This is a genomic window from Bacillus sp. 166amftsu (assembly GCF_900107445.1).
Classification (GTDB): Bacteria; Bacillota; Bacilli; order Bacillales; family Bacillaceae_G; genus Bacillus_A; species Bacillus_A arachidis.
In genome coordinates this window covers 928835-949542 of the sequence record NZ_FNQA01000001.1, presented here as the reverse complement: position 1 = coordinate 949542, position 20708 = coordinate 928835, and the positions used below count along the sequence as shown (strand labels likewise).

Annotated in this window: 21 protein-coding genes and 3 other annotated features; of the genes, 17 read left to right on the top strand and 4 right to left on the bottom strand. The window is 36.5% G+C overall.

Annotated elements, in window-relative coordinates:
* The first annotated feature begins 9 nt into the window (after window positions 1-9).
* The 13 genes from coaE (at window position 10) to BLV40_RS05185 (ending at window position 12801) form a co-directional block, all read left to right on the top strand.
* Window positions 10-612 carry a dephospho-CoA kinase gene (gene coaE, locus BLV40_RS05250; protein ID WP_090687834.1) on the top strand — a complete coding sequence of 201 codons (603 nt, stop codon included), beginning with the start codon at window positions 10-12 and terminating at the stop codon, window positions 610-612.
* A 109-nt stretch (window positions 613-721) separates the two neighbouring features.
* Window positions 722-1750 (top strand): glyceraldehyde-3-phosphate dehydrogenase, encoded by a 1029-nt coding sequence (locus BLV40_RS05245; RefSeq protein ID WP_090687831.1) that lies wholly within the window; start codon window positions 722-724, stop codon window positions 1748-1750.
* Between the two features lie 387 nt (window positions 1751-2137).
* Window positions 2138-2521 (top strand): adenosylmethionine decarboxylase, encoded by a 384-nt coding sequence (gene speD / locus BLV40_RS05235; RefSeq protein WP_006096185.1) that lies wholly within the window; start codon window positions 2138-2140, stop codon window positions 2519-2521.
* Window positions 2522-2827: 306 nt separating this feature from the next.
* Window positions 2828-3289 carry a transcriptional regulator NrdR gene (nrdR, locus tag BLV40_RS05230; RefSeq protein WP_012095725.1) on the top strand — a complete coding sequence of 154 codons (462 nt, stop codon included), beginning with the start codon at window positions 2828-2830 and terminating at the stop codon, window positions 3287-3289.
* 114 nt (window positions 3290-3403) lie between these two features.
* Window positions 3404-4810 (top strand): replication initiation and membrane attachment family protein, encoded by a 1407-nt coding sequence (locus tag BLV40_RS05225; RefSeq protein WP_026593621.1) that lies wholly within the window; start codon window positions 3404-3406, stop codon window positions 4808-4810.
* A gap of 33 nt (window positions 4811-4843) precedes the next feature.
* A complete protein-coding gene (gene dnaI / locus BLV40_RS05220) occupies window positions 4844-5779 on the top strand; it encodes a primosomal protein DnaI (protein WP_026593620.1) in 936 nt (311 codons plus the stop codon).
* A gap of 234 nt (window positions 5780-6013) precedes the next feature.
* Window positions 6014-6895, top strand: coding sequence for a putative sporulation protein YtxC (ytxC, locus tag BLV40_RS05215; protein ID WP_090687827.1), 882 nt, complete (start codon window positions 6014-6016; stop codon window positions 6893-6895).
* 31 nt (window positions 6896-6926) lie between these two features.
* Window positions 6927-7154: a binding site (T-box leader), on the top strand.
* A 47-nt stretch (window positions 7155-7201) separates the two neighbouring features.
* Entirely contained in the window at window positions 7202-9133 is a 1932-nt protein-coding gene (gene thrS / locus BLV40_RS05210) for a threonine--tRNA ligase (protein ID WP_026593618.1), read from the top strand.
* A gap of 205 nt (window positions 9134-9338) precedes the next feature.
* Window positions 9339-9460: a sequence feature (ribosomal protein L20 leader region), on the top strand.
* A gap of 61 nt (window positions 9461-9521) precedes the next feature.
* On the top strand, window positions 9522-10025 hold the full coding sequence (gene infC, locus BLV40_RS05205) for a translation initiation factor IF-3 (RefSeq protein WP_000973214.1): 504 nt from the start codon (window positions 9522-9524) through the stop codon (window positions 10023-10025).
* A gap of 21 nt (window positions 10026-10046) precedes the next feature.
* Window positions 10047-10247, top strand: a complete 201-nt coding sequence (rpmI, locus tag BLV40_RS05200; RefSeq protein ID WP_012095718.1) for a 50S ribosomal protein L35 — start codon at window positions 10047-10049, stop codon at window positions 10245-10247.
* A 38-nt stretch (window positions 10248-10285) separates the two neighbouring features.
* Window positions 10286-10642: a 50S ribosomal protein L20 gene (gene rplT / locus BLV40_RS05195; RefSeq protein ID WP_017153952.1), complete on the top strand. Its 357-nt coding sequence runs from the start codon at window positions 10286-10288 to the stop codon at window positions 10640-10642.
* Window positions 10643-11153: 511 nt separating this feature from the next.
* A complete protein-coding gene (locus tag BLV40_RS05190) occupies window positions 11154-11645 on the top strand; it encodes a dUTP diphosphatase (protein ID WP_026593616.1) in 492 nt (163 codons plus the stop codon).
* A gap of 70 nt (window positions 11646-11715) precedes the next feature.
* Complete coding sequence (locus BLV40_RS05185; protein WP_026593615.1) at window positions 11716-12801, top strand: M42 family metallopeptidase; 1086 nt, start codon at window positions 11716-11718, stop codon at window positions 12799-12801.
* A 30-nt stretch (window positions 12802-12831) separates the two neighbouring features.
* On the opposite strand, the gene BLV40_RS05180 is transcribed toward BLV40_RS05185, so the two are convergent.
* The gene (locus BLV40_RS05180) at window positions 12832-13455 is read right to left on the bottom strand and encodes a TetR/AcrR family transcriptional regulator (protein ID WP_026593614.1); all 624 of its coding nucleotides are present in this window, start codon (window positions 13453-13455) and stop codon (window positions 12832-12834) included.
* Between the two features lie 296 nt (window positions 13456-13751).
* On the opposite strand from BLV40_RS05180, the gene BLV40_RS05175 reads away from it, so the two are divergent.
* From BLV40_RS05175 to BLV40_RS05165, 3 genes are all read left to right on the top strand, one after another.
* Window positions 13752-14405, top strand: coding sequence for an HlyD family secretion protein (locus tag BLV40_RS05175; protein WP_090687823.1), 654 nt, complete (start codon window positions 13752-13754; stop codon window positions 14403-14405).
* A gap of 15 nt (window positions 14406-14420) precedes the next feature.
* Window positions 14421-16175, top strand: coding sequence for a DHA2 family efflux MFS transporter permease subunit (locus BLV40_RS05170; RefSeq protein ID WP_026593612.1), 1755 nt, complete (start codon window positions 14421-14423; stop codon window positions 16173-16175).
* Between the two features lie 278 nt (window positions 16176-16453).
* Window positions 16454-17305, top strand: coding sequence for an AraC family transcriptional regulator (locus tag BLV40_RS05165; RefSeq protein ID WP_026593611.1), 852 nt, complete (start codon window positions 16454-16456; stop codon window positions 17303-17305).
* A 281-nt stretch (window positions 17306-17586) separates the two neighbouring features.
* Here BLV40_RS05165 and BLV40_RS05160 read toward each other — a convergent pair whose 3' ends face one another.
* The 3 genes from BLV40_RS05160 to sspI all read right to left on the bottom strand — a co-directional run bounded on the left by BLV40_RS05160 (window position 17587) and on the right by sspI (window position 19503).
* Window positions 17587-18300: a CPBP family intramembrane glutamic endopeptidase gene (locus BLV40_RS05160; protein ID WP_090687820.1), complete on the bottom strand. Its 714-nt coding sequence runs from the start codon at window positions 18298-18300 to the stop codon at window positions 17587-17589.
* Between the two features lie 245 nt (window positions 18301-18545).
* A complete protein-coding gene (locus BLV40_RS05155; protein WP_026593609.1) occupies window positions 18546-19118 on the bottom strand; it encodes an HD domain-containing protein in 573 nt (190 codons plus the stop codon).
* A gap of 175 nt (window positions 19119-19293) precedes the next feature.
* Window positions 19294-19503, bottom strand: a complete 210-nt coding sequence (sspI, locus tag BLV40_RS05150; RefSeq protein ID WP_017153966.1) for a small acid-soluble spore protein SspI — start codon at window positions 19501-19503, stop codon at window positions 19294-19296.
* Between the two features lie 114 nt (window positions 19504-19617).
* Here sspI and BLV40_RS05145 point away from each other — a divergent pair, with 114 nt between their 5' ends.
* The gene (locus tag BLV40_RS05145) at window positions 19618-20382 is read left to right on the top strand and encodes a TrmH family RNA methyltransferase (RefSeq protein WP_090687817.1); all 765 of its coding nucleotides are present in this window, start codon (window positions 19618-19620) and stop codon (window positions 20380-20382) included.
* 62 nt (window positions 20383-20444) lie between these two features.
* Window positions 20445-20674, top strand: a binding site (T-box leader).
* Window positions 20675-20708 lie beyond the last annotated feature (34 nt).

Sequence of the window (20708 nt, the reverse complement as noted above, 5' to 3'; positions counted from 1 at the left end):
AGGAGAATGATGACAATTGTAATTGGATTAACAGGAGGCATTGCAAGTGGGAAAAGCACTGTTTCGCAAATGTTTCGTGAGTTAAACATTCCTGTTATAGATGCGGATATTATTGCTAGGGAAGTTGTAGAACAAGGTAAAGAAGCATATAAAGAAATTGTAGAGGTATTTGGTGAAGAAATACTGCAAGCAAATGGGGAGCTAGATCGTCAAAAGCTTGGAAGTATTGTATTTCATAATGAAGAAAAACGATTGCATTTAAACAAAATCGTTCATCCTGCTGTTCGGAAAGAAATGAATGCTCAGAAGGATATGTACATAAAGGAAGGCGTGCAAGCGGTTGTACTAGATATTCCACTTTTATTTGAAAGTAAGCTAACGAGTCTTGTTGATCAAATTTTAGTTGTAGCTGTATCACCTAGTACGCAGTTAGAGCGTTTAATGAAGCGGAATGGTTTTATAGAAGAGGAAGCGAAAGCACGCATTCATTCACAAATGTCTTTAGCAGAGAAAGTAACATTAGCTAATAAAGTTATTTATAATGATGGCACAATTGCCGAGACAAAAGCACAATTACAGCTCATTTTAAAAGAGTGGAACATCATTAATTAAAAAAATGTAAAATTAGTGAAAATGCTTAGTGACATATCTTCTTTTTGTGTTATACTATTATTGGGATTGGAGATAAATAGTATAACGCATTCAAGGGGGATAACATATTATGACTCGTGTGGCAATTAATGGATTTGGACGTATTGGGAGAATGGTATTTCGTCAAGCAATAAAAGAAAGCGCATTCGAAATTGTAGCAATCAACGCAAGCTATCCATCAGAAACATTAGCGCATTTAATCAAGTATGATACAGTTCATGGCAAGTTTGACGGAACAGTAGAAGCATTTGAAGATCATTTATTAGTGGATGGGAAAATGATTCGCCTTCTAAACAACCGCGATCCAAAAGAATTGCCTTGGAAAGACTTAGGTGTTGAAGTTGTAATCGAAGCAACGGGTAAATTTAATGCAAAAGAAAAAGCGATTCTTCACGTAGAAGCTGGGGCGAAGAAGGTTATTTTAACGGCACCTGGTAAAAATGAAGATATAACAGTTGTAGTTGGTGTAAACGAAGAACAATTAGATATTACAAAACATACTGTTATTTCAAATGCATCTTGTACAACAAACTGTTTAGCGCCTGTTGTTAAGGTGTTAGATGAACAGTTCGGAATTGAAAACGGTTTAATGACAACTGTTCACGCTTATACAAATGACCAAAAAAATATTGATAACCCACATAAAGATTTACGAAGAGCACGTGCTTGTGGACAGTCTATTATTCCTACAACAACAGGTGCTGCGAAAGCATTAGCGAAAGTTCTTCCGCACTTAAATGGAAAACTTCACGGAATGGCACTTCGCGTTCCAACACCAAACGTGTCTCTTGTTGATTTAGTAGTAGATGTAAAACGTGATGTAACAGTTGAAGAAATTAATGAAGCGTTTAAAACTGTTGCAAACGGTGCGCTGAAAGGAATTGTAGAGTTCAGCGAAGAACCTCTTGTTTCTATTGATTTTAATACAAATACACATTCTGCTATCATTGATGGCCTATCTACAATGGTAATGGGAGAGCGTAAAGTTAAAGTGCTTGCTTGGTATGATAACGAGTGGGGTTACTCTCGCCGTGTTGTAGATCTTGTGAAGTTAGTTGTCACTGAACTAGCAAAACAAGAAAATGTACAACACATTTAATGATAGAAAAGGAGGCAAGCGATTGCTTGTCTTCTTTTTTTGTACTTTTTTTGAAAAGGAAAAATATTATTCAAGTATATCTTTGTGAATGGTACATATGAAAAAACATTGTGATTGCTGTATTTGTGAATTAAATATTCTTTTTGGGAAAAAGTAAAGAAGAGAATATGACAAAAAAACGAAAAAACTGTTGTTGCAAAATGAAAATAAACAAAGTATACTAACACTCGTAAACTTAAGAGCTGAGGTACGTAGTCACTACTTAAAGGGTTAGGACCTCTCTGGACTAACTTTCCCCCGTGGTAGTGGAGCAAGCCAAATTGCAAATTAGTTTTCAATTCGAACAGTTAGATTAAATTTACAAGGGGGAACTGTAGAATGGATACTATGGACACGATGGGCCGTCACGTAATCGCTGAACTTTGGGATTGCGATTTTGACAAGCTTAATGATATGCCGTTTATTGAACAATTATTTGTGGATGCAGCACTAAGAGCAGGTGCTGAAGTACGTGAGGTTGCTTTTCATAAGTTTGCACCGCAGGGTGTAAGTGGAGTGGTAATCATTTCGGAATCACACTTAACAATTCATAGCTTTCCAGAGCACGGTTATGCAAGTATTGATGTTTATACTTGTGGGGATCGTATTGATCCAAATGTTGCTGCAGAGTATATTGCAGAAGGTTTAAATGCGAAAACGCGAGAGAGCATCGAGCTTCCTCGAGGCACAGGTAGCTTCGAAATTAAGCATAGAGAAACAAAAGCTCTTTAAAAAAAAACATAATTGATTTAAAATGTAAAGAGGTGTATAATGCACCTCTTTTTTTAGTTTATATAAGGTGGAATTTCTGTTAGTAAGAGAACCACACCAATTAAATTTTTATGAGGAAACGAATCTCCTGTCTAATTATGTTGTTTTTAATGGATTTTGAGTTGGGAGTATTACTACCCATGAAAGTAGGGTAAGTGTGAAGTTGAAGTGGTAAGCATAGATAAATAGGTTATATAATGTTGTATATATTTTCACGTGTAAGTAAAGTAAGAAAAATAAAGATTAAATTGCAAGGGAGTGAATGAGTTGCGTTGTCCATCCTGTTTTCATAATGGTACAAGAGTATTGGATTCACGTCCGGTAGATGAGGGGCGCTCCATTCGAAGAAGAAGAGAGTGTGAAAGTTGTTTAAATCGATTTACGACATTTGAACGAGTAGAAGAACCACCTCTTATTGTTGTAAAAAAAGAGGGAACAAGAGAAGAGTTTAATAAAGAAAAGATTTTGCGTGGATTAATTAAAGCGTGTGAAAAAAGACCTGTATCATTAAAACAATTAGAAGAAGTAACGCAAAATGTAGAGCGTGAACTTCGAAATTTAGGAATATCAGAAGTGAAAAGCGATATGATCGGCGAAATCGTCATGGAAGCACTTCGAGATATTGATGATGTTGCTTATGTACGATTTGCTTCTGTATATCGTCAATTTAAAGATTTAAATGTATTTATTGAAGAATTAAAAGATATACTGCAAAAAGAACGAGAATAAAGTGGAACTTGGAGCCTACAAATAGTGGGGGAAAGAGCTAGAAGCGTAAGCTATTAGCTCTTTTTCACTAAGGAGTTATATACGTAGAATAGGCGAAAGAAAGGAATTGCAAGGATGGAAAAACAGTCATGGATGGAGCTATTGCCAATTGATCGTTATAAAGTAAGTGCAAAAGGGTTGCTGCATAGTTACGATCGCAAGGTATTAACGATGTTATATCAACCATTAGTAGGTAGCAAGGCTTTTAGCCTATACATGACGATGTGGGGAGAGTTAGAGCAGGATCGTGTATTTGGAAAAGAGAATACACATCACTCTCTTATGGTAACGATGCAAATGCAGCTTCCAGAAGTGTATGAAGAACGGGTGAAATTAGAAGCGATTGGGCTTTTAAACGTATATATAAAAAAAGAAAAAGATATTCGAATGTTTATATACGAGCTTCAGTCGCCGTTATCACCAAAACAATTTTTTGATGATATTGTCCTGAGCATCTTCTTGTATAATCGATTGAGTCGTGCAAAATATAATCAAGTTAAGCAATATTTCTTAGAAGAAGAGTTTGATTTTACTTCTTATGAAAATGTTACGCATTCCTTTAATGATGTATTTGGGTCTTTTAATCCAGGTCAATTTGAACATGCACAAGAGGAACTTCGAATTCCGAGTAACGCAGTTATGCCTGGCAATGCGAAAGGAACGGCTCCTAATCTTTGGAACGATTTCTTTGATTTTTCTTTATTTGTGGAAGGGTTATCGACTCTTGTGCCGCGAAAAGCGATTACGGATCAAGTGCGGGAATGTGTGGTTACACTTTCCTATGTGTATGGTGTGGATGTGCTATCGATGCAAAACATTGTGCTTGGAGCAATGACAGAACTGCAAACGATTGATATGGAAAGGCTTCGCAAAGGAGCGCGTGATTGGTATCAATTCGAAAATGGTCAAGCACTTCCAGTGTTAAGTGAACGAGTGCAGCCTCATTCTTCACGTACGATGAAAGAGAAAGAGCCGTCTACACAAGAAGAGATGCTCATTAAACAGCTGGAAGAGATTCCACCAAAACAATTGTTAAAAGAAATCTCAGGCGGTGCAGAAGCGACAAAAGCAGATTTGCAAATTGTAGAAGAAGTAATGATGAATCAAAAATTAACGCCAGGTGTTGTCAATGTACTGATTTATTATGTAATGCTGCGTTCAGATATGAAGCTTTCCAAAACATATGTTGAGAAAATCGCAGGGCATTGGGCACGAAAAAAGGTCGGTACCGTATCAGAAGCAATGGCATTGGCGAAAGAAGAGAATCGCCAATATCAAGAGTGGGCTGAGACGAAGAAGAAGGGCCGTACATCGAAAAAAACAGTACGGAAAGAAATGGTGCCAGATTGGCTGAAAGAACAAGCGAAGGAACAACCAAAAGAACAGTCTAAAGATCTTGCAAATGTGCCGGAAAAACCGAGCAAGTTAGAAGAAGAAAGAAAGAGATTGGAAGAAGAGTTAAAAAAATATAAGCGTGATTAATAGAGGAGAATGAACGCTCTTTGAGGTGAAAGAATGGAGCATATTCAAAATTCATTTGCAAAGTTAATGCAAAATGAAAATTTTAAAAATAGATATGAAGTGTTAAAAGCAGAAGTTATGGCTCATCCGCGTATAAAAGAGTTTGTAGAAGAACATAAAGGTGAAGTCACGACTTCCATGATAGAGCGAAGTCTTGTGAAGCTATATGAATACATTGGACAAAGCGTTGGATGCGCAGATTGCCCAAACTTAGAATCCTGTAAAAATATGATTCAAGGGTATGAACCGAAATTGATTATTCAAGGTAAGATGATTGATATTCAATATGATCGCTGCGTAAGAAAAGTGGCTTATGATGAGAGGAAGAAACAAGAGAAGCTCATTCAAAGTGTATATATGCCTAAGGATATATTGCAGGCGTCTATGTCTTCTCTCGATTTATCTGATGGAAATCGCTTTGAAGCAATTCGTGCTGCGAATGAATTTTTAAGTGAGTATGAGCCAGGGAAGAAAGTACAGGCATTGTACTTCTATGGACCGTTTGGTGTTGGGAAAACATTTGTTTTGGGAGCAATTGCTAATGAGTTGGCTCAGAGGAAGGTCAGTTCAATGATTGTATATTTGCCTGAATTTTTACGTGAAATAAAAAGTTCGCTGCAAAATAATACGATTAGCGAAAAAATTGACGCAGTAAAATATGTGCCGGTATTAATGTTAGATGATATTGGAGCAGAAGCGATGTCAAGCTTTGTCCGTGATGATGTACTAGGTGCCATTTTACAATTCCGTATGCTTGAAAACTTACCAACGTTCTTTACGTCTAATTTTGATTTTAAACAGTTAGAACATCATTTAACGTATACACAGCGCGGAGAAGCAGAAGAAATGAAGGCGGCTCGGATTATGGAGCGCATTAAATATTTAGCGAAGCCGGTTCCGATTGGCGGGAAAAACCGTCGTCATACGTAAAGAGCGAGCATAATGCTTGCTCTTTTTATTTATCTATACGTTTGAAAATTCATACGAGCTTGTATCATTTTTTTTCTACTCCCTTAATATATATAAAATTAGCAAGGATTATAGGATGAAGCTTTCATCAGTATGGAGAAGTTATTTCTACATAGAGCCCAGCTTACACGAACTGAACTCTTATGGGGCTTGAGAGAAAGCAACTCTGTAAGCGGGATAAAAGGGGGGGCAAGAGTGATTGAAATTTGTTTCGAAGAAAAAAATGATGCTGCGCACGTATATCAACAACTGATAAAGAGAACGGAAAAGCTATATAAAGAAACGAGTGTTTATTTATATGAACAAAAGGTAACAATTCATATTCCAATATGCGAATCGAATTATATTGAGAAAGTTTTAATACCAGTACTCCTTTATTTTATTGTTAATATAAAACAAAATGAATGGATTCGTGCCATTTTAAAAGAAAAGTTTTTTTACGAAGAACAAGAAGAATGCCATCAAATTTTACATATGGCACATGCTATTTTAAATGGAAAACGAAAAGGGCTTGCTTCGGATTTAACACGTAATCAAATTGAAGATCGTATTATGTCTTCTTTAAAAGGGTGGATCTGTGACCCGCTTTCGTTTTCTTTTTCATCTTATATTCGTTTTCGTCTCCGCGCATATAGGGAGATGATTCATCGACTTGCGGAAGTAGCGATTGATGAATATAAAATGGAACAAGAATATCAAATGTTTGTAGAAATGCTACGGCAACAGGTGAGTAGCCGTAAATCACGGTTATCTTGCATACATCTTGTATTTGATGAAAGCTTTATTTTTTATGATGAAAAAGGAATACGTTTAAAGCAGGAGAAATTGGTTCAATATATAGATGAGGAGTTACTAACTAAGCAGAGTGTATATATTGACACGAAGGTAATTGCACCGCTTCTTTCTATTGCACCGAAAACGATTTATTTGTATACGAAAGAGCAAGATCACAATATGATCTTTACCCTTCAAAATGTATTTCAAGAACGAGTTCAATTATGTGCACTACATGAATTTGAGCGCAACGTGAAAAATTTAAAAAATAAGGGGAACGCCCTTGATTTTCTAAGTTTTTGAGCATATAATTACCTACATAAATGAAATATATTGAAATGTCACGATGAGGACAAGAGTAATTTGCTACGATTCCCAGAGAGGGAAGCCTTAGGGTGTGAGCTTCCTAGTACGAGTTTATTACTTACCACCTCTAAACTTTAGCAGTGAACGTTTTTCTAGTAATTGCTAACGGTCAACACCGTTATGTTGTACTTGAGCAATTAACAATTTGGTTAATTGGAACAAGGGTGGAACCACGAATTCAACACTCGTCCCTTTTTACGGGATGAGTGTTTTTTATTTTGAGAAAAAGAGGAGTGACCAGTGATGGCAGATGTAGTTAAAATTACTTTCCCTGATGGAGCTGTGAAGGAGTTTCCAAAAGGAACAACAACTGAAGAAATCGCAGCTTCTATTAGCCCAGGCTTAAAGAAAAAGGCTGTGGCTGGAAAATTAAATGATGAGATGATTGATCTTCGTACACCAATCGAAGAAGATGGTGCAGTTTCAATCATTACATTAGACTCTGAAGATGGCTTGTACATTTTACGTCATTCAACAGCTCATCTTTTAGCGCAAGCGTTAAAACGTTTATATAAAGATGTGAAACTTGGTATTGGTCCAGTAATTGAAAATGGCTTCTACTACGATATCGATATGGAAGAGGCAATTACAGTTGAGGACTTCCCAAAAATCGAAAAAGAAATGCAAAAAATTGTGAACGAGAACTTAGAAATCGTTCGTCATGAAGTACCACGTGCTGAAGCACTTCGCCGTTATGAGGAAATCGGAGATGAGCTAAAATTAGAATTAATTAACGATCTTCCTGAAGATGCTGTTATTTCAATCTATGAACAAGGTGAATTTTTCGACCTTTGCCGCGGTGTTCATCTTCCATCTACAGGGAAAATTAAAGTATTTAAATTGTTAAGCGTTGCGGGTGCTTACTGGCGCGGCGATAGCAATAATAAAATGCTACAACGTATTTACGGTACTGGATTCGTGAAAAAAGCAGAATTAGATGAGCATTTACGTATGCTTGAAGAAGCGAAAGAGCGTGACCACCGTAAATTAGGTAAAGAGTTAAAATTATTTACAAATAGCCAAAAAGTAGGACAAGGTTTACCACTTTGGTTACCAAAAGGTGCAACAATCCGTCGTATCATTGAGCGTTACATCGTTGATAAAGAAGCAAGCTTAGGATATGACCACGTATACACTCCAGTTCTAGGAAGCAGAGAGCTTTATGAAACTTCTGGTCACTGGAATCACTACCGTGATGGTATGTTCCCATCAATGGAAATGGACAATGAAGAATTAGTGCTTCGTCCAATGAACTGCCCTCACCATATGATGGTGTATAAAAATGATATTCACAGCTATCGTGAATTACCAATCCGTATTGCGGAGCTTGGAACAATGCATCGTTATGAAATGTCTGGAGCATTATCTGGATTGCAACGTGTACGTGGAATGACTTTAAATGATGCGCACATTTTCGTTCGCCCAGATCAAATTAAAGAAGAGTTAAAACGTGTTGTAAACCTAACTTTAGAGGTATACAAAGACTTCGGTTTAGAAAACTATTCATTCCGCTTATCTTATCGTGACCCAGAAGATACTAAAAAGTACTATGCTGACGATGAAATGTGGGAAAAAGCACAAGGTATGTTGAAAGAAGCGATGGATGAAATGGGTCTTGAGTACTATGAAGCTGAAGGTGAAGCGGCATTCTATGGTCCAAAGCTCGATGTTCAAGTTCGTACTGCACTTGGAAAAGACGAAACACTTTCAACTGTACAATTAGACTTCTTACTTCCAGAACGCTTTGAATTAACTTACGTTGGAGAAGATGGTAAACCTCATCGTCCAGTTGTTATTCACCGAGGTGTTGTATCAACTATGGAACGTTTCGTTGCCTTCTTAATTGAAGAGTACAAAGGTGCATTCCCAACATGGTTAGCGCCAGTTCAAGTACAAGTAATCCCAGTTTCTCCGCAAGTACATTTAGACTACGCGAAGAAAGTACAGGAAGACTTACAACGCGCTGGTATCCGTGTTGAAGTAGATACTCGTGAAGAGAAAATTGGTTACAAAATTCGTGAAGCACAAATGCAAAAAATTCCGTATATGCTTGTAGTAGGTGACAATGAAGTGGCTGAAAACGGCGTAAACGTACGTAAATACGGTGAACAAAAATCAGAAACAATTGCATTAGATGCATTTGTTGATATGATTAAAGTTGAAGGAAAACGCTAAGAAAGAGCCGCGGTATGCCGCGGCTTTCTTTTATGTTGCTAAGGATAAAAACTAGAAATAATAACCAAACAACACTTATCATAAAAAAGTATTGCATGTATTCGTGTTGTTTGTTACAATATTTCTTGTTGTTAGTAAAATGCGTCTTCTTGACAGACGTTATATCCTATGATAAACTCATCAAGGATAATAGAATATTGTTTTGTAGAACAAGTAGAAGCACCCGCTTCTCACCTGATTGACGCATATGCAGTTAGCAGGTAAATGTCTTTCTTACTTAAGATCGTACAAGTGTGGGTGTTCGTATGCCCACACTTTTTTGTTTGGGTTCTACGACTACAAACGTATTCTAAGAAAACCTTGGAGGTGGCTTACTATTAGCAAGGATATGATGATTAACGAGCAAATTCGTGCACGTGAAGTACGTTTAGTTGGTGCGAATGGTGATCAACTTGGCATCAAGTCTCGTAATGACGCTTTAGACTTAGCTGCAAATCTTAATCTTGATTTAGTATTGGTTGCTCCAAATGCGAAACCGCCAGTATGCCGCATTATGGACTACGGTAAATTCCGCTTTGAGCAACAAAAGAAAGAAAAAGAACAGCGCAAAAATCAAAAAGTAATTAGCATGAAAGAAGTTCGTTTAAGTCCAACAATTGATGAACACGACTTTAACACAAAACTTCGTAATGCTATCAAGTTTTTAGAGAAAGGCGACAAGGTTAAAGCGTCAATTCGCTTTAAAGGACGTGCCATTACTCATAAAGAAATCGGTCAACGTGTCTTAGATCGCTTCTCAGAAGCTTGTGCTGAAGTTAGTACAATTGAATCTAAGCCTAAAATGGAAGGACGTAGTATGTTCTTAGTTTTAGCACCGAAAAACGATAAGTAATAGATAGAGGAGGAAATACCTATGCCTAAACAAAAAACTCATCGCGGCGCTGCAAAGCGTTTCAAAAAAACTGGATCTGGTAAACTTAAGCGTGACCACGCTTATACTAGCCATTTATTCGCTAACAAATCTACAAAAGCTAAACGTAAACTACGTAAAGCTGGTCTAGTAAGCGCTGGTGACTACAAACGTATTCGTCAAATGCTTGACAACTTAAAATAAGTTCGGTTGATATATAGAACACACTAGGAGGTAATAATATGCCAAGAGTAAAAGGTGGTACAGTTACTCGTAAACGTCGTAAAAAAATGATTAAACTAGCGAAAGGTTACTACGGTTCTAAAAATACTTTATTCAAAGTTGCTAACCAACAAGTAATGAAGTCTTTATTATATGCGTTCCGTGACCGTCGTCAAAAGAAACGTGACTTCCGTAAATTATGGATCACTCGTATTAACGCAGCTGCTCGCATGAATGGTCTTTCTTACAGCCGTTTAATGCACGGTTTAAAACTTGCTGGTATCGAAGTTAACCGCAAGATGCTTGCTGACTTAGCTGTTCATGACGAAAAAGCTTTCGCTGAATTAGCAACAGTTGCAAAAAGCAACTTAAAATAATTGTTTAAAAACCTTAGAAGATTTTCTTCTAAGGTTTTTTTATTTATAATCATTTTAATCATTCCATAATTAGAATCGTTTTCTTTTCTTCTATTGTATTAATATGAATTTGTAAGAACTTTTTGTACCTATAACGAGAGGCGTTTACATGAAGGAAAGGAAAATTAACGGACGTGTTGTGCTTAATATGAGAAAATCAGTATGAAAGTTGTAACAACATAGAAGAATATAGTAGAACATACAGTAAAAAAGTCAGAGGAGATTCCTCTGGCTTTTTTACTGTAGTTTTTATTATAAAGAAAGGAATCTTTCCTAGTGGAAATGACACTGTTATAATGGAAAGATGATATGGAAGTTTCATCATATGTAGATAATGTTTAGATGATTTAGGGACAAGCTATTTCATAAGGGGATAGGAAGCTAATTAGATAGTAAGGGGTAGGATTTTTTAGCTTACAATAAATATGAGATGAAACAACATTGTTTTATGCGATGTTGGAGGAGGAATAGAATGGACTTACTACAACTATTTAAATTACAAAAAGAATTAGATGATCGTATTGTAAAAGGGCATGACTTACAACCGAAGAAGCTATTAAAGGAAAAGATGTTAGCACTTCTTGTTGAAATTGGAGAACTTGCAAATGAAACACGTTGTTTTAAATATTGGAGCACCAAGCCAGCAGCTGAGCGTGAAGTTATACTTGAAGAATATGTAGATGGTTTGCACTTTATTTTATCGATTGGAATTGACTTAGGAATTGATAAAAACTTCTTGTTTTATAAATGTGCACAAACGAACAAAACACAAGTTGAAATTTTCTTAGACACATATGCAAAAGTGATTCGTTTTACGGACCAACCATCTATTACAAATTATATTGAACTATTTACAAGCTATCTTCGCCTTGGACAAGCTCTTGATTTTGGACAAGAAGAAATTGAAAAAGCATATTTAGATAAGAACGAAGTAAATCATCAGCGCCAAACACAAGGATATTGATTTGATTTTTGAATATTTCGATTTAATTATTGTATAATTAATTTATTGAAGAAAAAGGAGGGTATTGGTAATGACAAAATTAGACGCGACATTGACAATGTTAAAAGAATTAACAGATGCACGCGGGATCGCAGGGAATGAACGCGAACCACGTGAAGTAATGAAAAAGTATATCGAACCGTTTGCAGATGAACTTTCTACAGATAATTTAGGAAGTTTAGTTGCGAAAAAAGTTGGGGAAGAAAACGGTCCGAAAATTATGGTAGCTGGTCACTTAGATGAAGTTGGTTTCATGATTACGCAAATTGATGACAAAGGTTTCCTTCGTTTTCAAACAGTTGGTGGCTGGTGGTCACAAGTTATGCTTGCGCAGCGTGTAACAATCGTAACGCGTAAAGGTGATGTGACAGGTGTGATTGGTTCAAAACCACCGCACATTTTACCAGCGGAAGCTCGTAAAAAACCAGTTGAAATTAAAGATATGTTCATTGATATTGGTGCTTCTAGCAAAGAAGAAGCAATGGAATGGGGCGTACGACCAGGAGATCAAGTTGTACCATACTTTGAATTCCAAGTGATGAAAAATGAAAAGATGCTGCTTGCAAAAGCATGGGATAACCGCATTGGTTGTGCAATTGCAATTGATGTGTTAAAACAATTAAAAGATGAAAAGCATCCAAACGTTGTATACGGTGTTGGAACTGTTCAAGAAGAAGTAGGTCTTCGCGGTGCGAAAACATCTGCACATTATATTAAACCAGATATCGCATTTGCGGTAGATGTTGGTATTGCTGGTGATACACCAGGAGTAACAGAGAAAGAAGCACAAAGTAAAATGGGTGACGGACCACAGATCATTTTATATGATGCATCAGTCATTGGACATACTGGGCTTCGCAATTTCGTAGTTGATGTGGCGGATGAATTAGACATTCCTTATCAATATGATTCTGTAGCTGGTGGCGGGACTGACGCAGGTGCAATTCATGTTTCAGTCAATGGTATTCCATCTATGGCAATTACGATTGCAACTCGTTATATTCATTCTCACGCAGCAATGTTACATCGTGATGATTATGAGAATGCAGTGAAGTTAATTGTAGAAGTTATCAAACGTCTTGATAAAGAGACTGTACATAATATTACATTTAACTAATAAAAAAAGCGAAGACATCTCTTCGCTTTTTTATATTTCAAAAGGTTTTTCTAATCCAGCGGCAGCGTGGGCTCCTAAAATAATTAACCTTGTTAGTTGCATTGCCATAAAGTGCGGCGAGTAAATCATACCTTTTTTTAGCCATGATATAATCATTCCAAGATGAGCTCCTGTTACATAACTAATCAGAATATCGCGTGGGATCATGAGTTCTTCATCATTTGGCTGTGAAATGGATAAGCTTAACGTTAAATGTGTTTGAATTGTTTTCATCATTTTATAAAAAAAGTTTCCTGCTGCTTTTTCACCAAGCATGACGTTATAAAAGGTAGCATTTTCAGCGATGTGCTCAAATAGGGCTAGAAAAGTTGGATGAGGGGAGTTAAATATAAGCTGAAAATCTTCCTTATTATGCCTTTTGGGCCTAATTATTTCGGTAAGCTTTACTAACATTTCCTCGATACTTTTATCTAATAAGTCATATTTGTCATGATAATGGCTATAAAAGGTAGCGCGATTGACAGGAGCACGTTCAGCAATATGCTGAACTGTTACATTTTCAAATCCTTTTTCGCCTACTAAAGCGACAAAAGCATCCTGTATTAATTGTCTCGTTCGTTTCACACGTGGATCGTTTGTATTTTTAATAGACATTTTATTTCTCCTTGCTGAATTTTAACCACTTAAACAACAAATAGATAGTGAAATGTTGGATAACCAACATATATGCTCAAATTGTCGGTTGTAGATTCAAAATAATTATTTATAATTATAAACGATATTCCTTTAGAAAACAGCACCGCAAGCATGCAAACAAAGGATTGTTTTGCATAGCGAAAGGTGTGCTTTTTTTGTTTAATTGTTAATATAATTAACAATTAAACAGTATAAACAAAGGGAGTAAAAATAGTTTAGGAAAAAATTATATTCGATATAAGGAGAGGAATGCAATGAATCAGTTTCGAAGAATGGTGATTATCAACATCATCACATTAATTGTATTAGTTGGCGGCGGTATTGGCGCTTATTACTATTACAACCAAGCGGAAAACTATTTAAAAACAGATAATGCAAAGATCGATGGCAAAGTAATCCCGATTGCATCGCCAGTAGCAGGTAAGTTAACAGAATGGAAAGCTGAAGTAGGTAAGAATTACAATGAAAACGATAAATTAGGTGCTGTTTCTGTAGCGGGTCCAAATGGTGAGCAAACGGTAGATGTAACAATTCCAAAAAATGCAACAGTTGTTCAATCAAATGCAACGACAAATGCGTTTGTTGGGGCAGGTAGTCCAATTGCCTATGCATACGATATGGGTGATTTATGGGTAACAGCAAATATTGAGGAAACAGATATTGATGATGTGCAAAAAGGTCAAGAAGTGGATGTGTATGTAGACGCATATCCTGATACAACATTAACAGGAAAAGTAGAGCAAGTTGGATTAACAACAGCAAATACATTCTCTATGCTTCCATCAAGTAACGCAACAGCGAACTATACAAAAGTAACACAAGTTGTACCAGTTAAAGTTTCATTAGATCATAGCAAATCAGTTAATATTGTTCCTGGAATGAATGTGACAGTTCGTATTCATAAGTAAGGGGGGGAAGATAAAATGTCCTCAGGTTTAATTGTAGGATATGCAGTATTTTGTATCATCGTCTTCTTCCTTGTAAATCGTCTTTTAAGAAAGAAAAAACCGAACGTGGGAGAAGAACAAGTCCCAGCCGTAAATAAGATAGAAACAAAGCAATTAGAGCAAGAACCTTCTAATGTAGTCGAATTAGAAGCATCGAAACAAGAAGCACCAAAGCAAGAAAGAGCGAAACAGCAAATGCCGATAGCAGATGTTAATGTAAAAGCAGTGGTAGCGGTATTAATTCTTGGTATGTTCGTGTCTATTTTAAATCAAACGATCATTAATGTTGCATTGCCTCCATTAATGAATGAGTTCAATGTATCAACTTCAACAGCTCAGTGGTTAATCACAGGATTTATGCTTGTGAACGGGATTTTAGTGCCAATTAGTGCATTTTTAGTTTCTCGGTTCACGTATCGCAAGCTATTTGTAGCAGCGATGTTGTTCTTTACGGTAGGATCTATCATTTGCGCTACATCTGGAAACTTCACAATGATGATGACCGGACGCGTAATCCAAGCAGTGGGTGCAGGGATTTTAATGCCAGTTGGTATGAACATTTTCATGACGCTATTCCCGCCTCATAAACGTGGAGCTGCGATGGGATTACTTGGAGTGGCAATGATTTTAGCACCAGCTATCGGACCAACTGTAACAGGTTGGGTGATTGAAAATTATAGCTGGAACTTAATGTTCTATGCGATGTTTGCCATTGGTTTAATCATTACATTCCTATCTTTAAAATTCTTTACATTAGCTCAGCCAGTTTCTAAAACGAAGCTAGATGTATTTGGTGTTATTAGTTCAAGTATCGGGCTGGGTAGCTTACTGTATGGATTCAGTGAAGCTGGAAATAACAGCTGGAGCAGTGCAGAAGTTGTTATTTCACTTATTATCGGTGTCATTGGTATAGTGGTATTTATTTGGAGAGAGATGACAACGGATAATAAGATGCTTGATTTACAAGTGTTTAAATATCCAACATTCACTTTCACATTATTAATTAATGCAATCGTAACGATGGCACTATTCGGAGGTATGTTATTACTTCCAGTCTACTTGCAAAACATTCGTGGCTTTACGCCAATCGAATCGGGTTTATTACTTCTTCCAGGATCATTAATTATGGGGATTATGGGACCAGTTGCAGGGAAGTTATTTGATAAATACGGCATTCGTCCCCTGGCGATTGTTGGATTAGCGATTACGACATTCGCGACATATGAATTTACAAAGTTATCGATGGATACACCATATAGCGTTATTATGATGGATTATATTATACGTTCAATTGGTATGTCATTCATTATGATGCCGATTATGACAGCGGGTATGAACGCACTGCCGATGAAATTAATTTCTCACGGTACAGCAACGCAAAATACATCAAGACAAGTAGCGGGTTCAATTGGTACAGCAATCTTAATTACAATTATGACGCAACAAACAACGAATCACGTTGCAGATTACGGAAATATGATAACAAAAACAAATCCAATTTTAGTTGATAAAGTACATGGAATGGGACAGAGCTTAGCATCCGTGGCTGGATCAGCACAAGCAGGAGATGCGATGAGCTCGCAACTATTATTTGGACAAATTTCGAAGTTGTCTGCGATTAACGGCATTAATGACGCTTTCTTAATCGCAACAATATTAGCGGGTATTGCCTGGGTGTTATCACTATTCTTACCATCAGGAAATAAACCAAATCGAAAAGCAGAGAATTAATTTTCTCTGCTTTTTTTCGTTGCATGGGCATAGACATATGCCCATCAATGTAAGAAAAATTAAATCCCCTATACGTATTAGCTGAAGAAATTACGTGTTCCCTAAAACGAAAAAATAAACTGGAAAATGGCTGTAAATCTATTGAAGTCAAATGATAAACTAAAAATATATTTTTACATACAAATTTTTAATAGAATGATCCGACTTAATTTAACTCTAAAAAATCGGGAAATATATTTTTGCTTCATCCACAATGTATTTGAAGGGAATGATGAAATTTGGATTGGTTAGACAGAATCAATAGGGCAATGAATTATATCGAACAAAATTTATCAAGTGAAATAAATGCTAAAGAAGTAGCAAAGTTGGCTTGCTGCTCTGAGTATCATTTTCCAAGGATGTTTTCATCTATAACGGGTTTAACTTTATCAGAATATATCAGGCGGAGACGTCTATCGCAGGCGGCATTTGAACTGCAAAATAACACAGTTGTTCGCATCATTGATCTTGCACTTAAGTATGGGTATGATTCTCCAGATGCTTTTAGTCGCGCTTTTAAGAGTCTTCATGGGGTCACTCCGACAGAGGCGCGTAGTAACGGGATCGAATTAAAGGCCTTTCCGAGAATTTCCTTTCAAATTACGATTAAAGGGGATGTAGAAATGGATTATAGAATTGAAGTACTAGATTTTGAGATTGAGATCGTAGGAGTGAAACAAAAGGTCGTTACAAAGAATGCTTCCAATATAATTCCTACATTATGGGAAGAAGCGAATAAGAATGGATTACTGCAACGACTCGTAGACATGTCATGGGAAAATCCACAATGCAAATTAGAAGGGATTTTAGGTGTATGTGGAAAACAAGCCGCCATTACAGATGAAGAATTTGATTATTTTATGGGATGTCGTTATAAGGGGGAATTCACTGGCGATATGGAGAAAATAGTGATGCCGAAAAGTACATGGGTTGTTTTTCCAAATGTTGCTGCTGCTTGGGAGCGTCTATACACGGAATGGTTACCTACTTCAGGATACGAATTGGCAGACTTTCCTTGCATTGAAAATTATTTAGCGCCTGATAGAGAGCCAAATAGTGAGCTTTGGGTTCCTATACTTAAGAATGAATAAATTTTAGGGATATGATGATTGAGTTGGTTAATACCAGTTGTCTATTTTCTATTATTTTATAATTGATGCGTATATCATATATAGAGTAACGAAACAGTCCAATTTCTCAGCGTTTAAATTGAGAAATTGGGCTTTTTATCATGGCATTTCTTAACTCATGTAAATGCAGTGTAATACAAGAACAGGCAGAAAATAGATTGTCGAAAAGTGTTAAAAGATGAGGTGTTTGAACTTGTTGTAAAATAACAAAAGAGGTATCGCTGAGCAGCGATACCGTTTCTTTATAAAAATGCCAGTGTATTGTTCATCATATGAAACAAAATAGCTGGAATGATTGAATTCGTCTTCTTACATAAAACAGCCATGAATAGTCCCATAATGAATGTAGTAACCATAACACCTAATGAATATGTATGGCCTATTCCAAAGAGGAAACTAGAGCCGATTGCAGCTACCCAAAATGGGAAACGCTGCTGAAAGAAATGAAGGATAATGCCGCGGCAGATGAGCTCTTCGAAAATTGGGATAAATACAGCACTTCCTAGCAGTAATAAGAGTTTATACTGTTTTAACACCTCCAAATTTAAAGCGGAGGATTGTTCCTTTGTTGCATCAGGAAATAGGTGCATAAGTATAAATGAATTAATAACAATACTTAGTCCAAAGAAAAGAAATAAGTATATATATGTACTAACCTTTTTGAGTGCTTTGAAGTTAATCGCTGGAACAATCAAGTTTCTTAGCGGTTCGTATTTGTAAATAAATAACAATAAAATTCCTAATAGTAATAATGAGTTTCCGGTATCTTGAATGGATGTGATTAAGGTGATTTGTTTTTGATCTGTAACCCCTTCGGAATAAATAAGAACTGGAAGGCCTATGAAAAGTTCGGATATGAGCCTTGTCCCATAGAAAGCAAACAAAAAAGACCCAATAAATTGTCCCCATGACATGGAGTATTGCTGATTGTACGTAAGCTGTGTTGTTGATTGCATATATTGAATACTCTCTTTTATTTATATATATTATTATATACACATAATATAAAACTGTCATTTCTGAATATTACATATATATAAGTGTTGAGTTAAATATTAGTAAGAAATATATAAATTTTGATACAAATAGATAATGAGAAAACGAATGAATAAGTGTAGGGTGTATGAGAAAGGAGATATAAAATAATAAAAAGAGGTATCGCCACGTAGTGATACCTCTTTTGTGAGTTCATTCACTTTGATTAACAAATGTGTTCACCTCTTTTATTTACAGTAATATGAGCAGAGGATGTCGATTGTTGAGTTTGTAATTCGCGATCTACCATTTTGTCTAATTGCTGAATTGCTTTCAATGCTTTTTCATAAGAAATTGTCCGGTAGTGATGCGCTCCGCCTGGCTCTTCATCTGCTTCGTCCGCCCACTTAATAATATTTTGTAGAGGTGTTCTTTCAATTGTTTGTTCTACTAGAAAAGAATCGGTATGCAGGAGAATAGCAACAGAAATTTCCTTTGCTTGCTTCGGGTGTTCCCCTAATCGGATTAATAATTTATGAGCTCTTTCTGCTCCTTTAATCGCATGTATATCATTCTTTTTATACAATTCATAGTCCCATTCTCCGCCTGTGTACCATGTATGATGTCCTATGTCATGAAGAAAACCAGCCTTTGTTGCCGCATCGACAGAGGCGTGGTGCTTTTTGGCTAAGTGAAACGCATGGTAAGCGACGGCAATCGCATGGACCATTCCAGAACGGTTTACGTATTTTTGTGTAATATGATGTTTGAAAATTTGTTCAAGCGTAATACGGTGCATAAAACATTCACTCCTTTTATCTATTGATGTATATAAAGAAAATCGATAGGTTTAAATGTATTTTGAACATTGTACTCCATCACGTTATGTTAGTAAAGTAGAAATGTTTAGGAGAGGAGAATTTATTGTGAACATAAAAGTCACCTTAGCTGATGCTAAGGTGACTTCCTACTGCTTATTTTTTTAATCCTTGCTCAAGTGTTTCTAACATCTCATGTTTTCCATTTTCGTCGGCATTTTGCCAAATGACTTCAAATAAAACCCCAAGACCTGGAAGCATTTTTTCTTCACCACTTTGAATTGCTTCTACAATTGTCTCTTGTAACTCGCCTTGCGTATTTCCTGCAACGTTTGCTAATACGGCACCGCGTAGATTAAAGTTCATTCTTTTCACCTCTTCTTCTGAATTGAAACTGACGTTAGTTTTTGTTCTTTTTTATGTAAATATGTATGAAAAATAGGCTATAATGAGAAGACAAGAAGAGAGGGAATACATAGAATGAAAAACATTGATTCAGTACAAAATCCGCGTGTAAAGCAGTGGAAAAAGCTGCAGACGAAAAAAGAGCGCGATAAAAAAGGGTTATTCTTTGTAGAAGGATTCCACTTAGTGGAGGAAGCTTTAAAGGCAGGAATTATTACAGAACTTATTGTTTCAGATCAAACAGACCTTCCGAAAGATTGGACGGTTACTGACGTTGAAATGTATATTGTACCTGAAGCGATTGTAAAGGTACTTCGCGAGACAGAAACGACACAAGGTGTATTTGCGGTTTGTGAGAAGCATGAGAAAGAAGTAGATCTTACAGATGGGAAATTTCTATTATTAGATGGCTTGCAAGACCCAGGTAATTTAGGAACGATTATTCGTACAGCAGATGCAGCTGGTATTCATGCCGTTGTACTTGGAGAAGGCTGTGTGGACGCCTATAATAGTAAAGTGCTTCGTTCTACACAAGGTTCTATTTTCCATTTACCGATTGTAAAAGGAAACTTAGAAGAATGGATAGATAAGCTAAAAGAGAAGAATGTTCCTGTATACGGAACAGCTCTGGAAAATGGAGTTCCTTATGGAGAAGTGACACCGACAGGAAGTTTTGCATTAATTGTAGGAAACGAAGGAAATGGTGTACGCCAAGAAATTCTTACAAAATGTGATCAAAACTTGTATATTCCAATTTACGGTAGGGCAGAATCATTAAATGTTGCGGTTGCTGCGGGGATTTTAACGTATTATTTACAAAGCCCGGTTGCGAATCGATAAAAAACTTCTTATAATAAATTGAAGTACATGTTCATGATGAACATATAATAAAAGTAAAATAATGAAAAACGTTGATAGAGAAGAGTAGCTTGCAAAATCGCCATATAGGGAGAGAGTGCCGTAGACTGAAAGCATTCTTATGGTAGACGGAAGTGAATTCACCTCTGGAGTTGACGCCAGGACCATTGATATGTAAAGGCGTTCCGGTCAAAGCTGACCGTTATAACTAATGAAGTGGGCAGACTTGTTCTGTCAATTTAGGGTGGTACCGCGAATTTACCTCGTCCCTTTTTGGGAGCGAGGTTTTTTTATTTTTAACATTAGGA